This window comes from Drouetiella sp., assembly GCF_059504425.1.
Window position 1 is genome coordinate 15,950 of the sequence record NZ_JCACIN010000003.1, and the last position, 15,429, is coordinate 31,378.

Genomic DNA, 15,429 nt, shown 5'->3' on the forward strand with positions numbered 1-15,429 from the left:
AGATAGCTTTAGCTGAGAGGGCTGAGTCAGAATCTCCGAACTGGGTGACAATGCAAAGCGCTGCCTCCAGCCCTCAATCCAACCCTTCGGAGGGGGTTTGGGGGAAGCGCTCGTCCCCCAATGGGGGTTTGGGGGGAACCCCCAAGGTTCGGATTCACCCCCCCCTCCGCACCCAGATCTCCATCGATCGCTTCTCTCAGCCAGCCCAAGTTTGAACAGGCGATCGTCCTCTGGTTCAGCGCAAGTCGCATTCTCCTGAGTGAATTTGATAAGCTGAGCGAGTAGGCTCGGCTCAGTCTGCCCAGCATCCTGCATCTTCGCAGAAGAATCGTCCCTTATCCCCAGCCCCATGAGCATTTTCACCCTGCAATCGGTCAAAAAAGACTTTGGCATCAAAGAAATCCTCAAGGATGCCAGCTTCAGCCTCGACGCGACCGACAAAGTTGGGCTGATTGGCACCAACGGCTCCGGTAAGTCTACCTTCCTCAAAATGATTGCCCGACTAGAGCCGATCGATGAAGGCGATATTTGGGTCAACTCTGGCGCACGGATTGTCTACCTGCCCCAGCAGCCAGATGTAGATGAGAAGCTGACGGTCTTGGAACAGGTCTTTGCCAACAGCGGCGAACAGATGTCGCTGGTGCGTGAGTATGAGGAAATCTCTGACAAATTGGCGCATGGCACCGGAGATCACGATCGCCTCATGAACCGTCTCTCCGCCGTCATGGAGCGGATGGATGCCACAGGCGCGTGGGAGATGGAAACGAACGCCAAAATCATTTTGTCGAAGCTGGGCATTGAAGACTTTGATGCCAAGGTAATTGATCTCTCTGGCGGCTACCGCAAGCGCGTGGCGTTGGCGACTGCGCTTTTATCTGACCCAGAAGTTCTGCTCATGGACGAGCCAACTAACCACCTGGATGCCCTCTCGGTGGAATGGCTGCAAGAATATCTCAATCGCTTCCGGGGGGCGCTATTGCTGATCACCCACGATCGCTACTTTCTCGATCGCGTCACTAACCGGATTGTGGAGATCGATCGCGGCGAACTCTACACCTACGACGGTAATTATTCCTACTATCTAGAGAAAAAGGCTCTTGCCGAAGAAGCCGATGCCAGCTCCCAGCGCAAGCACAAAGGCGTGTTGCGTCGAGAGCTAGAATGGCTGAAGCGAGGCCCCAAAGCCCGCAGCACCAAGCAAAAGGCGCGGATCGATCGCATTGGCGATATGCAGAACAAGGAGTTCCGGCAGACCCAGGGCAAGGTCGAGATCACCACAGCCGGGCGGCGCATCGGCAAAAAGGTGGTGGAGCTGGTCAATGTCTCCAAAGCCTACGACGATCGCACCTTAATTAAAGACTTTACCTACGAATTTAATCCCGACGATCGCATCGGCATTATTGGCGGCAACGGAGCCGGAAAATCGACGCTGATGAATATCATCACGGGCAAGGTGCAGCCCGACTCCGGCACAGTCGAGATCGGCAGTACCATCCACATCGGCTACTTCGATCAGCATTCCGATGATCTGGAGCTAAACCCCAATCAGCGCGTGATTGAGTACCTGAAAGAAGTTGCCGAACTGGTCAAAACTAGCGACGGCTCCATTATTACCGCCTCTCAAATGCTGGAGCGGTTTTTGTTTCCCGGCAATCAGCAATATGCCCCAATCAACAAGCTCTCTGGCGGCGAACGGCGGCGTTTATTTCTGCTGCGTGTTTTGATGAGTGCTCCTAATCTGCTGATTTTAGACGAGCCGACCAACGATCTGGATGTACAAACCCTCGCTGTCCTGGAAGAATATCTAGAGGAATTCAACGGCTGCGTCATTGTCGTCTCGCACGATCGCTACTTCCTCGATCGCACCGTAGAAACCATCTTTGCCCTAGAGCCAGGAGGCAATCTGCGTCAGTATCCCGGCAATTATTCGGTGTATCTCGAACATAGGGCATCAGACGATCGGACATCTGCTCCCAATCAAACCTCTAAACCCTCCGCTCCCTCCCTCTCCCCCGCTCCTGCTTCCCCTCCCCAAGCCTCCCCAAAACGCAAGCTCTCCTTCAAAGAAAAGCGGGAATTTGAGCAGCTTGAAGCTGAGATTCCTAAGCTGGAAGCTGAAAAAGAAGAAATTCAAAAAACTCTGGCTAACCATCCTCCCGATGGGTTTTCCGCAGTGCAGAAGCTCTCAGAACAACTGTCAGAACTGGAAAAGGCGATCGACATAGCCACCGAGCGCTGGATGGCGCTTTCGGAGATGTAGGAGCAAAAATTGATGGGGGGATTAGCAGCACTGACGACCGAGCAGCTTGAGCTTTGGACACAACAAGCAAGGCACAAAGCACGGTATGGGCGGGTCATGACTCGAATTTCGCGGCTGACGGCAGTACGGGCAGATTGGTTTGCCACCTGTATTGATTTTCAGGGGCAGATGGAGCTTTGGGGAGATACGGACTGCGTCTTTCCATTAATGAGCGTCATTAAGCCTTTCATATTGCTCTATTTATTAGAGCAGTTCGGCATGGAGAACCTTTTTCGATGGGTTGGAATGCAGCCTTCCGATGCGCCCTTTAATTCGCTAGATCAGCTCATTGCCGACAGTGGCAGACCCCGCAATCCCATGATCAATAGTGGGGCAATCGCCCTAGCAAGCCGCCTCCCCGGAGCCACTAGCTACGATCGCTGTCAGAGGCTATGCACCTGGCTCAATCACAAGGCAGACTGCCACCTGAAGATCGATGAAGCAACATTGGCTTCAGTCCGCATTGAGGGACGAGGAGTGAATCAGACGATCGCCGATACCCTCGTGCAGCAGGGTTATTTAGCCGCCTCCGAAATTTCCCTCGACACCTATGAGCAGATCTGCTGCCTTGCCGGACAGGTGACTGACCTAGCGCGATTGGGCAACCTTCTCGCTCGCGAATCTGCGGCGATCGCCCCCCAGCACCGCCGCACCGTCAATGCTCTGATGCTGACCTGCGGTCTTTATGAAGCCTCTAGCACCTATGCAGTTCGGATTGGACTCCCCATGAAATCGGGCATTAGCGGGGCGCTGCTAGCAGTCGTTCCGGGGCAAGGGGCGATCGCTTGCTACAGCCCAGCGCTTGATGCCATCGGCAATCCGATCGCAGGGCTAGCCTTTGTTGAGATTTTGGCGCAGCGTCTGGAGCTGAGCGTGTTTTAGATTTCAGGTTGTAGTGTAGATTGCCCTGCGTTTGAGCCTTGCGTACCGGAGATTACAGCAAGTGCTGACTGAATCTCGCTATAAGTTCAGAAGCTCTCTCCTAATTCCCCACTCCCTACTCCCTCATTGCCAGATCCCACCTCCCCATTTCTAGATGCCGGACGGCTGCTCGTTGATCTCCAGCGGGTCAGCGAAATTGTCCAGAGTTTTAGCGACTGTCTGGAGCCAGACGCGATCGCCAAGTGCGCCACCGATGGTCTGGTTAACACGTTTGGCTATGCTTTTGCGCGGGTGTGGCTGGTGGAGAGCGATCGCCTCCATCTGCGGCTCGTGGCTTCGTCGGGCATGTATACCCGCATAGACGGCTCATTCGCCCGTGTGCCGATGGGAGCTTTCAAAGTAGGCAAGATTGCTCAGAACCGCATTCCGTTTTTGAGCAACCATTTGGCAGAAGAAGTCTGGGTCAAAGATCGGCAATGGGCGATCGCTCACCAGATTACGGGCTTTGCGGGCTATCCACTCCTGGTGGGCGATCGGGTGATTGGCGTGCTGGCAGTATTTAGCCATCAGCCGCTGTCATCAGAATTCCTAGAGGTTTTGCAAGGGCTATGCACCACGCTGTCGATCGTGTTGGATCATGCGACCCAGCACCAGCAAGATCGGCAGACTCAGCCAGAAACGACCCCGTTCTTATCAGAACAGTTGGCGACTTTGTTGGGTCGGGCACGCTTCAGCCTAGTAGGGACGGAGCGATCGCTGACGGATTCTCTCATCTATTTGCTGATTCGCACGGCGGAAGTGCTGCGAAACCTTAACTGCACCTACTGCCGCCTGAGCTATGGGGAAACTCAGATTGTGCTAGAGGCAATGGTATTTCCGGAAGCTGAAAGCGCTGCCTTCAGGGGGACGGTGGCTCTAGAGGCAGCAGATGCTCTCGGAGATTTACGCTTTGCGGTTTCCTGCCTCGGAGGAACGCTCCAAATCCTCAGCGATCATAACTCGACCGTACTTCAGGTTGTTCTAGAGGTTCCGTACCCCAGCTGTTTATTGGGTTTACCGATCCGGATTCAATGCCGATCGCCCGTTCTTCAAATGGCGTTTACGCATCTCGCCTATCTAGCAGGGCTAAAAGTCTGTGGTATCGCCGATCCTACAGTGCCGATCATTACAGATGATGTGGCTCTGCCGTTAGATTCCCCCACCCAGCGGCTGCTCTGGATTGCTGATCCTACTCAGGCTTTACCCAAGGGGGCGATCGCCCAGATTGATCTATTCATTACTTCTACTCAACTTCGGGAGGCTGTCGAAGCCGTTCATCAAGGCAAAACTTGGGGCATCGCCGATCTGCCTTCAGAATCCCAAACTTTATCCGATCGGGAGCAGGAAATCTTAACGCTGCTGGCTCAGGGGTTGCGCGATCGCAATATAGCGGCTCAGCTCTACATCAGCGAACGTACCGTCAAATTTCATATCAATAACCTGCTCACAAAACTTCAGGTGCGGACACGCTGTCAGGCAATGTATGAAGTGAGTTCGAGAGGGTGGATACAGGGAGTCGGGAGTAAGCAATAGTTTGTCCTAAAGTCTCAGCAGTTCTCATTGTGGATTTCATTGTGGATCGCATATCGGGAAGTTTGCGCCTGCAGGGCGCGAACTCCCCCAACAAAGCCCGAAAAAAGCCCGCCGCAGGCGGGCTTTTTTCGGGCTTTGTTTCAAAATGAGAATTACTGCTAAAGTCTGTCACAAAGCGTTGATGGACAGGCTTTGCGGTAAAGTGGCTTTATGTATGACAACGACGACTTAACGGTACTGGAAGCCGAAATCGACCTTGATCCCCTCGACCATGTGGGGTCAGTCGATGCTGAGGAAGAAGTTGCTAGGCCCGATCCAGATGAAATGCTGGCGCTCTTGGAGTCCCCCAACCATCAGCAGCGCATTCTGGCAACCAGAGCTTTCTGCGAACTGGAGGATCGGCGAGCCATTCCTCTGTTGATTCGGCTGCTCACCGATGCTTGCCCTCTAGTGCGGGTGAGTGCCGCCTATGGATTGGGACGTAACCCCAGCCCCACCGCCGTTGAGCCGTTGATTCAGCAGCTTAGGCAAGATTGGAATGGCTATGTGCGTAAGGGCGTAGTCTGGGCGCTGGGAAACTGCCGCGATCGCCGCTCTTTAGAACCCCTCACCGATGCCCTAAAAACCGATATCTCTGCCGTACGCCTCTGGGCGGCTAGCGCGTTGGCGCAGATGGCTGACGTGGGCTATGACTCGATGATTGCTGGCTTACCTAGGTTGATCGAAGCCCTACGCCGGGACCCGATTCCGGCAGTGCGGAGCAATTGTGCCTGGGCGATCGGTCAGATATGCCGAGAGCTGCCCTCTAACGTGATCTATGCCACGGCGATCGATGCCTTGATTGAAGCCTTTGCGGAAGACGAAGAGCTAGGCGTACGCGAAGATGCCAAGGCTGCCATGCTGAGGGTAGGCGACCCGCGCGGTTTACAAGTAATTGAGGAATTGGAGCTGGAGGGCTTTTAGCTTTATGTCTCAGCTACCCCATGTCTCAGCTACTCCATGTCTCGGCTCCATGTCTCGGCTATGGCAACTGCCAAGGCAGCTAGGACGAAAAAAACTAGGGTGGGGCGCAGCGCCCCACCCTAATTTCCCCAAGCAAACTGGCGACAGCTACCCTATGTCTTCGCTAACGATTGTCTCCGCTAACTATTTTGTCGAGCTGCGGTTAAAACTCTGTGGTTAAGATACCATAGCCTGAACATTCCTGCGGCTGACTGAACTTAGCGGCACTTACCCTTCACGGCACTAGCATGATGGCGGACATTCCCACCATTTCTCGAACTGAATTGGCAGAACGGCGGCGTAAGCTCAGATGGCAGCGGCGCTGGCGAATTTTGCAGACGAGCTGGCAGGTCGTGGCGATGGGGGGGCTAACTGTCGGGCTGATTTGGGTAGTGACGCTGCCTGACTGGATGCTGCGGGATGCTAGCCAAATTGAGGTAGAGGGCAACAAGTTTCTATCGGCAGATACGGTGCGCACTTTGCTGCCCATTAAATATCCTCAGTTTTTGCTGACGCTGCAACCCAAAACCCTGACTCAGCGCCTTGAATCCCAGGCTCCGATCGCCGAAGCAACCGTCTCGCGTCATCTGTTTCCTCCGGGCTTGACGGTGCGCATTCAGGAGCGCTATCCGGTGGCGATCGTCTACTCCAGTCCAACGGCTCAAAGCGGTCAGCCTGGAAATGTGTCCACTGAATCTAATCCGGTAGCGCTGCTTGACGAACGCGGCACCTTTATTCCCTATGAAAGCTATGTGTCGTTGAATCGATCGCGCCAGCTGCCCAGCCTCAAAATCGTTGGGATGCAGGATCAATATCGCTCTCAATGGCCAAGTCTCTACCAGCAGGTGAGCCGTAGCCCCGTCAAAATTCTGGAAATTGACTGGCGAGAACCGGGCAATCTCATTCTCCATAGTGAGTTGGGTACTGTTTACTGTGGTTCCTATGGCAGTCGCTTTGCAGAGCAGATCCGAACGCTCGACCAGCTTCGACAGCTCCCCGAAAAGCTGAATTCGCAAAAGATTGACTTTATCGATTTGCGCAACCCTCAGTCGCCATTGGTGAAGATCATTGGCTCAGAAGCGATCGAACTTCCCGACAGCTCCCGCGACGAAATACCTGATCAGGAAGACTCTGCTTTGCCTGATTCCCAGGCTGTGCCCTGATAGTCAAGATTCCCAGGCTGTGCCCTGGTAGTCATGCCGTGGTAGTCATGTTGTGACATCTGAATGAACCAGAGCCATAGCAACCGCCAAGGCGGTTAAGACTGGGACATTTTTGGTGGGGCGCTTAGCGCCCCACCAAAAATGTCCTCAGAAAACTGGCGACAGCCATAATTTGCATCCAGATTGTCCGGGTAGAGATACACTGTTCTGAATTAAGAAAGTTTAGAGCAGCAAAAATGGAGCATGATCACAAAAAATATGAGAAGACTTCCTGCAAGCAGTTGCCGCATCTGTAAGTCTTAATGGGATAAAAATTAGCCATTCTTGAGCTTAATTAGATAAAGTTAGGCGATAAGCAATTTCAAAAGATTTAATAGAAATGCGATCGTAAAGATTGCGATCGAACCCACCTAAATTTTTTCATGAAAATTAACTCCTGAAAGTTAAGCAGAGTCAGTGCATTACCAGATCTTTAGGCTACTCAATACGCTGATTAGGCAGTAATTAAGCAGTCTCTAACTGTGGTTTGGTTTTTCTAGCAACTTACCCTATAGTTGTCTAGAGTTAAAAAGTCTTTGTATCAGTCGTTTCTAAAGTCCAATGACATTTGATAGTAAATTAATTACCACCCATTCAGAATCTCCTGACTCCAATCAGGTAGATTTTCCGTTGCCAATGAACGCTGCTAACCCTTTTTCTAACTCTGGAGTACACTTGGGTCAAGTTCGCGACATCAAAGGCGCAAGGGTAGGCGAGGAAACCAGGAGTGATGAGATTGTGCCCAGCAGCGTAGCTAAGATCAAAGTCATTGGGGTTGGGGGCGGCGGCTGCAATGCCGTGACCCGCATGATTGCTAGCGGCGTAGCTGGCATAGAGTTTTGGTCTGTCAATACAGACGCTCAGGCTCTCAATAATATAGAAATTATTAACTGCTTGCAAATCGGTCAAAAGTTGACGCGGGGTTTGGGCGCGGGCGGAAATCCGGCGATCGGTCAGAAAGCCGCTGAGGAATCCCGTGACGAGCTGGCAGCTGCTCTGGAAGGCTCTGATTTGGTCTTTATTACCGCTGGCATGGGGGGCGGCACGGGTACTGGGGCAGCGCCCATTGTGGCTGAAGTTGCCAAAGAGGTCGGTGCCCTAACGGTAGGCGTTGTGACGCGTCCCTTTACGTTTGAAGGCAGACGACGCACCAATCAAGCAGATGAAGGCATTGCGGCGCTGCAAAGCCGAGTAGACACGCTGATTATCATCCCCAACGACAAGCTGCTGAGCGTCATTTCAGAACAGACTCCCGTTCAGGAAGCCTTTCGGGTCGCAGATGACATCTTGCGCCAGGGGGTGCAGGGTATTTCAGACATCATTACGATACCCGGTCTAGTCAACGTCGATTTTGCGGATGTTCGGGCAGTGATGGCTGATGCTGGATCGGCGCTGATGGGTATTGGCATTGGTTCTGGCAAGTCGAGGGCTAGAGAAGCGGCGACTGCGGCAATCTCTTCGCCGCTGCTGGAGTCTTCGATCGACGGAGCAAAGGGCGTTGTCTTCAACATTACGGGGGGGCATGACCTGACGCTACATGAGGTCAATGCGGCGGCTGAAATTATCTATGAGGCAGTCGATCCCAACGCCAACATTATCTTTGGCGCAGTTTTAGACGAGAGTTTGCAAGGAGAGATTCGGATTACGGTGATTGCAACGGGTTTTACTGGAGAGATGGCGCCGCCACCTGTGCAGCAGAGTCGCGTATCGCCCTTGAAGCAGCGATCGCCCCTTGCCTCACCCCCCTCAACCTTGTCCCAGCCTCCGATCAATCAGCCTCTGACAAATCAACCTCCGACCAATCAGCCGCCCGATCCACGCACGACAAAGCCAGGGCTAGATATCCCAGAATTTTTGCAGCGCCGGAGACCTCCTCGGTAGAAAGGCTTGAATTCATCGAAGCCTCCTGGCTGGCAAATCGCCGCAGTTCTGACCATAGGCGTACTTTCTGTCTCAACGGCTGCTATTTTTATTCGATTGGCGCTGGCTGACTCTGGCAGTCAGGGTGTGGGCTTTAGCCTAGTGTTGGCTGCCTCTCGTTTGACGATCGCTTCCCTTTGCCTCATCCCGGCGTGGCGCAGTTTCCGTTCTGCACAGTTTCAGCCGAGCGCTCTCTACTACTCGGCGGCGGCAGGTCTGTTTCTAGCAATTCATTTCGCTTGCTGGATCACCTCTCTGTCCTACACTTCGATCGCCGCTTCTACTGCACTCGTCACCACCAATCCGGTTTGGGTGGCGCTGTGGTCGTGGCTTTGGTTTCGAGAAAAGCCCAGTTCTCTGACATTGGGGGGAATTGCGATCGCGCTATTGGGCAGTGTCGTGGTAGCCATTGGCGATGCGGGAGATGGGTTTGTCGGGAGTCATCCGCTGTTGGGAAATTCCCTGGCGCTGATTGGCTCTTGGGCGGTCAGCCTGTATTTTTTGTTGGGGCGATCGGCACAGCGGCGTGGCTTGGGCATTAGTAGCCATGTGGTGCTGACCTACACAACGGCCGCCCTAGTGCTGCTGCCGCTGCCATTTTTATTTGGCTCAAGCTACAGCGGCTATCCTATCTCTGTCTATGGCTGGATCGTGCTAATGGCAGTCTTTCCTCAGCTGATCGGCCACACAAGCTTCAATTGGGCAGTGCGCTGGGTTTCGCCCACTCTTGTCACCCTCACTATTCTGGCAGAACCCGTTGGCTCCAGTATTCTGGGAGCGATCGTTTTTCGTGAAAATCCGGGTGTAGTGGTAATTGCGGGTGCGGTGGTGATTGTTGCCGGGGTGGCGATCGCTGCCCTAGGAACAAGAGAAGCCTGACTAATCTCTTGCCAAAATCCAAAGCCGCCGCCTCACCGTCTACGCTGCTCTGCCTCATATTCTCGACGGAGTTGATTGGGCAACAGCGACGGATTGGGTCTGTTGGAATTAGAGTTTCTGGGTCTTGACTCTTCACCAGAGTCGTCGTCAGAGCTGTCGTCAGAGTCCTCACCAGCGTCGTCACCGTTTTGCGGCAAGCTATCTTGCGGCAAGCCATCTTGCGGCAAGATGGGCGAACCGGAAGGAAACTCCCAGCTAGGTGTAGGGGAGAGCGTTGCGGATGGTTCGGGAGAAGGCGTTGCCGAGGGCGTCAGTGAGGGCGTAACGGTCGAGGAGGGGGGAATTGGCTCCAGATTTATAGTCTCTGAAGGGGAAGACTGTCCCGATGTTTCAGTAGGCAGCGGGGTATCTAGGGGAATAACTTGCTGAGAGTTCAGTAAAAGATTGCCAACGGCAGCAACGGCAATCCCGGCGATCGCGGCTAGTCCCAGCACAATCCCTATCCATCCTGATCTCCGCTTTTCAGGTAAAACAGGAGCAGTTTCTACGGCAGACATGGGGCTATATCGGGATACAGGCTGGGGTGTGATTTGAGGGAGAGGCTGGGGTACAGGCTGAGGTGTGGATTGAGGTACAGATTGAGGTGCAGCTCGCGGAACATAGCGAGGACTAACCGCCACAGTTGCCATTGTGGAAGGATTAGGATCGATCGCCCCATAGGGCGCTGATGCTGCTAATCCATTGATCGAATTACCGGGCAGTAGCGCCAGCCATTCGGCAACCGTGCCCGGACGATGACGCACCTCGATCGCCATACCGCGCAGCACCGCCTGATTGGTGGCTGCGCTCAGGTAAGGCTGAAGGTCGCGGGGAGAGATCAGGGGCTGACGATCGCGCAAGATCGACGCAGCGGGCACCTGAGCCGTCAAGAGCGCATAGAGAGTTGCTGCCAGTCCATAAACATCGGTGGCAGGAGTACGTTTCTCTTGAGCAATGTACTGTTCGATCGGCGCATAGCCCACGGAAATCAGGCTGGTATGCGTTTGGGTCACTCCTGGCGTAAACTCGCGCGCAATGCCAAAGTCGATAAGCACGACTTCTTGGGTGCCCTGCCGCAGAATAATGTTTTGGGGCTTCACGTCGCGGTGCAGCAATCCGCTGTGGTGAACCACCTCCAGCGCGGCTCCAACCTGACGAATGTAGTGAATGGCGACGGCTTCGGAAAGAGGGCGCTCGGGAAACACAAGCTGCTCCAGCGTTTCTCCCGGAATGTAGTCCATCACCAGATAGGGCACATTGTCTTCAATGAAGAAGTCATTGACCCGCACAATGTTTTGATGCACACACATTGCTAAGCGGCGAGCCTCGTCTCGAAACTGCTGCTCAAACTCTGCATACTGAGGGTTGTCTTGACTTGAGGGATTCAAAGTCTTGACAACCACCGTTTGCCCCAGATAGTGATGTACGGCTCTAAAGGTTATGCCAAAGCCACCCTGCCCCAAGGGTTGCTCTAGGGTATACTTGCCGCCCTGCAATGTTTTACCCACCAGCGAATTCATAGCCATTGATGCCTGTGTGAGACCCTACACTCTAAAATAATCCCTCTTGAGCCCCCATGTCTGTGGCTTAGGGACAGCCTGACCTGTGGCACGATCGCCCCAAGATAAAATTAGTCTGCCGATTAACGTTCTGTAGGGGGCGATCGCGGTAGAAGCGCGGCTTACACTCATAGGGTGAAAGGCTGCGATCGCATTGTGAAAGCTTACAGTCGCATTGTCACTCCCTACAATCCTATTGCGATACCGTACAGAAGCAATGTGAGTCAATACAGTGCTTCTGCAAGCCAATACAGTGCTTCTGCAAGCGGCTACAGAAGCACTGCAAGTCGATACAGTCGCATTGTGGCTCGTTACATTCAAAATGCTGACAGAGCGAAAGGGCTGGTTCACCCCACCCTGACCGACTTTATTCAGGACATTGCCAAGTTTTCTAGAGTTTACTCATCCAGGAGGCAGACTTTAGAGCTTTTTTGTCATGAATACGCTGTTGGGGTCGTCACTGTATTCGGCAAAGGGACTGCAATACTCAAACCCGTATCGCAGGTATAAAGCGCGTGCCGGAGCAAACTCAGGCAAAGCCCCCGTTTCTAAATACAGGCGATCGTAGCTTCGGCGTTTTGCTTCTTGGATAATGTGTTCAAGCACCTTTGAGGCAATACCCTTGCGCCGATGAGCTTTGGCGGTACGCATTGATTTGATTTCGCCCGATTTGATTTCGCCCGATTTAATTTCGCCTAGCTCCTTTAGCGCCCCACATCCGAGTAATTCATCGCCCTCCCAAACCGACCAGAAAGTAATATGGGGCGATCGCAAAGCCTCTAAATCGAGAGCATGGACGCTTTCAGGCGGCGTAATCTCCTGCATATCTTCGAGATGCTCTTGGAGAAAATCAGCGATCGTTTTACCCGTCAAGTCATCTTCGCGAATCTGCATCACCGCATCTCCTTACCCTGGACAGAGAATGGTTCTCCATATCGATAGATTCTCCCTCTTCTTGCTGGCAATTTGGGCAAGATGGGAGTAGATTCACTCTATTCCCTCTTTGGTTTGCCCATGTTGTTCCCCTCGTTCTTCCGCAGCTCCAAGAAGCTGCCGCCGACCGAAAAACGCACGGTGCTCAATGACGTAAGCTGGCAAAAATTTGAGACTTTGCTGGCAGAACTAGGCGAAGAGCGTCAAACCCGCCTCACCTACTTCCGAGGCAAGCTGGAATTGATGACCCCGATCGCCGCTCATGAGCGCTGCAATAAGCTGATCGAGTCGCTAGTGCTGATTTTGGCAGAAGAATTACATCTCTCTGTGACTCATCTGCTTCCGGTGCTGTTAAAGTCTCCTCAGCTAGGCTGCGCCACCGAGCCAGACGCCTGCTATTACTTTCACAATGTTCCCTCAGTGCAGGGCAGAACCGAGCTGACTCTGCCCCGCGACCCATCCCCCGATTTGCTGATAGAAGTGGCGCTGACCAAAAGCAGTCTCGATAAGCTGCCGATCTACGCGACGCTAGGCATCCCGGAAATCTGGCGCTACATAACCGTGCCCAACGAAGACATTCTCAAGGGGACGCTGCTGATTTACGATCTGCAAGGCGATCGCTACATAGAGCAACGCGCCAGCCAGATCTTCCCGTTTCTCTCGGCAAGTCGGGCGCTGCAATTTTTGCAGGAGAGCGATTCTATGAGTCTGGCGACTTCTATTCGCCTACTGCGATCGTGGATGAAAGATCAGGTTTAGGGATAAATCAGGATCTTTAGCGTTTCTGGCGTAGGCGAAACCGCTTGCTCAACTGCTGCCGCCAAATCTTTGAGGGCATAGCGATCGCTCACCAAAGCATCCACGTCAATTTTTTTGTTGAAGACAATATCCGCCGCTAGAGACTGCACTTTGTAGGACGAACTGTAGCTGCCCATCAAATCGATCTCCCGTCGGTACAGGACATTAGGATTGATGGGAATTTCTAGCTCATCCGGAAATTCTGCAAAGAAGAGAATTTTGCCGCCTTTGCGGGTGCAGCTCAGCGCCTGAAAAAACGCCTTGTCGCTAGGAACGGCGAGAATACTGGTATCGACTCCCATGCCTTTAGTCATCGCCTCAATTTTGGGCGTCAGCTCTGGGTCGCGGGCATCGAAAGCAGCATCGGCTCCAATGCTGAGGGCTTTCTCAATGCGGCTGGGGATCAAGTCAGTGGCGATCGCTCTTGCCCCAAAATACTTCACCAGCATGATGAACATCAGTCCGATCGGTCCGGCACCCGTAATCAGAACCGTCTGTCCCGGCGCAATCTGGGCTTTTTTTACCGCCTTAAGGCAGCAGTTGGTTGGCTCCACAAAGCTGGCCTGCTCAAAGGTAATGCCGTCGGGAATGGGGATCAGTCCGCCGTTACGGACGATGTGCCCTGGCACCTTGACATAGTCGGCAAAGCCGCCGCCGCTAGGGGTGAATCCGGCAGTCGTTGTCACGTTCTTGTAGACATCGCACATGGAGTAGTTTTCGTGCAGGCAATAGTCGCAGTGCATACAGGGAATGTGGTGCATGACGACAACGCGCTGCCCCACCTGCCACTTCTGCACCTCTGAACCAATGGCGGCGATCGTTCCTGCGGTTTCATGTCCAAAAATACGGGGCGGCTCATAGAGCGGATAGCGAATCTTTTTGATGTCTGACTGACACAGCCCTACAACCTGCACCTGCACCAACACCTCATCGGCGGCTAGCTCCGGCACCGGAATTTCTTCATAGCTCAGCTGATTCACGCCCCTAAACACCTGTGCTTTCATGCTTCTTTCCTGCTAATTCTCTGCTTCTGGCATCCACCGTATCATCTCTCAGAATCAGTCCTCAGAATCATCCTCTGTTCCTGCAATGCAGGCAGTAATTCTTATTTTGAAACGAAGCATGAGAAAGCCCCCCCACAATAGATCCTAAGAACTGCTGGCAGTGTAGGTTATGGCAACCGCCAAGGCGGTTAGGACGAGGACATTTTGGGTGGGGCGCTTTGCGCCCCACCCAAAATGTCCTAAGCAAACTGGCAATAGCTATAGTTCTTTGAAAGCAAGACCAGAACGTGCGATCGTTGGCGTTGCTGATCTCTGGAATGTTTTTGGGTTGGAGAGGGACATGGAGTACCCCTCTCCAACCCAAAAACATCCCTCTACTAAGCAATGTGCGATCGTTTAAGATGATTAGGCTTAATCTACAAGCTCCATCTACAGCCCCTCTGCCATGTCTGCTGCCACGCCTGCTGGTCAAAAAATCTACGAAGGAAAAGCCAAGATCCTTTACACAACGGAAGATCCTGACGTTCTGTTAACGCACTTCAAAGACGATGCTACTGCCTTTAATGCCCAAAAGCGAGGCAGCATTGTCGGCAAAGGGCAAATGAACTGCGCCATTTCCACCCATTTGTTTCAGCTCTTAGAAGCCGAGGGCGTTGCCACCCACTGGCTCGACTCTCCTAGCGCTAATGAAATGCGGGTGCGTACCGTAAAAATCTTGCCGCTAGAAGTGGTTGTCAGGAACATTGTTGCGGGTAGCCTCTGTCAACAGACAGGTCTGGCGCTCGGAACGGTCTTGAAACAGCCGCTCGTAGAGTTCTATTACAAGAACGATGCTCTGGGAGATCCTCTGCTGACTCGCGATCGCCTCTTTCTTCTGGAACTGGCAACCCCAGCGCAAGTCGAGCAGCTGCAAATCGCAGCCTTGAAAATTAACCAGATTCTTTCGGGTTTCTTTGAAAGATGTGGCATCACGCTTGTAGACTTCAAGCTGGAGTTTGGAATAGATACTCAAAACCGTCTGCTGCTGGCAGACGAGATTAGCCCAGATACCTGTAGACTATGGAACCAAGGGGATTCAGACCCGACTCAGCGGGTGATGGATAAAGATCGCTTTCGGCATGACTTGGGCAACGTGGAAGCAGCCTATCAACAGGTGCTAGAAAGAGTTCTGGCACAGTCGATCGAAAAATAGGTGCAGCCAATGCTGTAAAATTGCTCCGTTCACCTGGGATGATTCTGGGAGCATTGACCCATAGCCATCTGGAATGCCCTCAATGTTGTTTCCTGGTCTGCTCGGTTCTCTCTGGCATTGACAGATTACAGACAGATTACAGACAGAT

General features: G+C 53.1%; 13 protein-coding genes. 10 read left to right on the forward strand and 3 right to left on the reverse strand.

Annotated elements, in window-relative coordinates:
* Positions 1-349: 349 nt before the first annotated feature.
* The 7 genes from AC5JMP_RS00945 to AC5JMP_RS00975 all read left to right on the forward strand — a co-directional run bounded on the left by AC5JMP_RS00945 (position 350) and on the right by AC5JMP_RS00975 (position 9,756).
* Entirely contained in the window at positions 350-2,260 is a 1,911-nt protein-coding gene (locus AC5JMP_RS00945) for an ABC-F family ATP-binding cassette domain-containing protein (protein ID WP_495849544.1), read from the forward strand.
* A 12-nt stretch (positions 2,261-2,272) separates the two neighbouring features.
* Positions 2,273-3,181, forward strand: a complete 909-nt coding sequence (locus AC5JMP_RS00950) for a glutaminase (RefSeq protein WP_495849545.1) — start codon at positions 2,273-2,275, stop codon at positions 3,179-3,181.
* 126 nt (positions 3,182-3,307) lie between these two features.
* A complete protein-coding gene (locus AC5JMP_RS00955) occupies positions 3,308-4,753 on the forward strand; it encodes a LuxR C-terminal-related transcriptional regulator (RefSeq protein WP_495849546.1) in 1,446 nt (481 codons plus the stop codon).
* A gap of 210 nt (positions 4,754-4,963) precedes the next feature.
* Positions 4,964-5,716: a HEAT repeat domain-containing protein gene (locus AC5JMP_RS00960; RefSeq protein ID WP_495849547.1), complete on the forward strand. Its 753-nt coding sequence runs from the start codon at positions 4,964-4,966 to the stop codon at positions 5,714-5,716.
* 287 nt (positions 5,717-6,003) lie between these two features.
* Positions 6,004-6,918, forward strand: a complete 915-nt coding sequence (locus tag AC5JMP_RS00965) for a cell division protein FtsQ/DivIB (protein ID WP_495849548.1) — start codon at positions 6,004-6,006, stop codon at positions 6,916-6,918.
* Positions 6,919-7,518: 600 nt separating this feature from the next.
* Positions 7,519-8,838, forward strand: coding sequence for a cell division protein FtsZ (gene ftsZ / locus AC5JMP_RS00970; protein WP_495849549.1), 1,320 nt, complete (start codon positions 7,519-7,521; stop codon positions 8,836-8,838).
* 6 nt (positions 8,839-8,844) lie between these two features.
* Entirely contained in the window at positions 8,845-9,756 is a 912-nt protein-coding gene (locus AC5JMP_RS00975; RefSeq protein ID WP_495849550.1) for a DMT family transporter, read from the forward strand.
* Between the two features lie 32 nt (positions 9,757-9,788).
* Here AC5JMP_RS00975 and AC5JMP_RS00980 read toward each other — a convergent pair whose 3' ends face one another.
* Positions 9,789-11,315 carry a serine/threonine protein kinase gene (locus AC5JMP_RS00980; RefSeq protein ID WP_495849598.1) on the reverse strand — a complete coding sequence of 509 codons (1,527 nt, stop codon included), beginning with the start codon at positions 11,313-11,315 and terminating at the stop codon, positions 9,789-9,791.
* A 459-nt stretch (positions 11,316-11,774) separates the two neighbouring features.
* Complete coding sequence (locus AC5JMP_RS00985; protein WP_495849551.1) at positions 11,775-12,248, reverse strand: GNAT family N-acetyltransferase; 474 nt, start codon at positions 12,246-12,248, stop codon at positions 11,775-11,777.
* A 120-nt stretch (positions 12,249-12,368) separates the two neighbouring features.
* Here AC5JMP_RS00985 and AC5JMP_RS00990 point away from each other — a divergent pair, with 120 nt between their 5' ends.
* Positions 12,369-13,046, forward strand: coding sequence for a Uma2 family endonuclease (locus AC5JMP_RS00990; protein WP_495849552.1), 678 nt, complete (start codon positions 12,369-12,371; stop codon positions 13,044-13,046).
* Here AC5JMP_RS00990 and AC5JMP_RS00995 read toward each other — a convergent pair.
* Positions 13,043-14,089, reverse strand: coding sequence for a zinc-dependent dehydrogenase (locus AC5JMP_RS00995; RefSeq protein ID WP_495849553.1), 1,047 nt, complete (start codon positions 14,087-14,089; stop codon positions 13,043-13,045). The two genes, AC5JMP_RS00990 and AC5JMP_RS00995, sit on opposite strands and share 4 nt — an antisense overlap.
* Positions 14,090-14,258: 169 nt before the next feature.
* On the opposite strand from AC5JMP_RS00995, the gene AC5JMP_RS01000 reads away from it, so the two are divergent.
* Both AC5JMP_RS01000 and purC read left to right on the forward strand, forming a co-directional pair.
* Positions 14,259-14,489, forward strand: coding sequence for a hypothetical protein (locus AC5JMP_RS01000; protein WP_495849554.1), 231 nt, complete (start codon positions 14,259-14,261; stop codon positions 14,487-14,489).
* Positions 14,490-14,534: 45 nt separating this feature from the next.
* Positions 14,535-15,281 carry a phosphoribosylaminoimidazolesuccinocarboxamide synthase gene (purC, locus tag AC5JMP_RS01005; RefSeq protein ID WP_495849555.1) on the forward strand — a complete coding sequence of 249 codons (747 nt, stop codon included), beginning with the start codon at positions 14,535-14,537 and terminating at the stop codon, positions 15,279-15,281.
* The last annotated feature ends 148 nt before the right edge of the window (positions 15,282-15,429 follow it).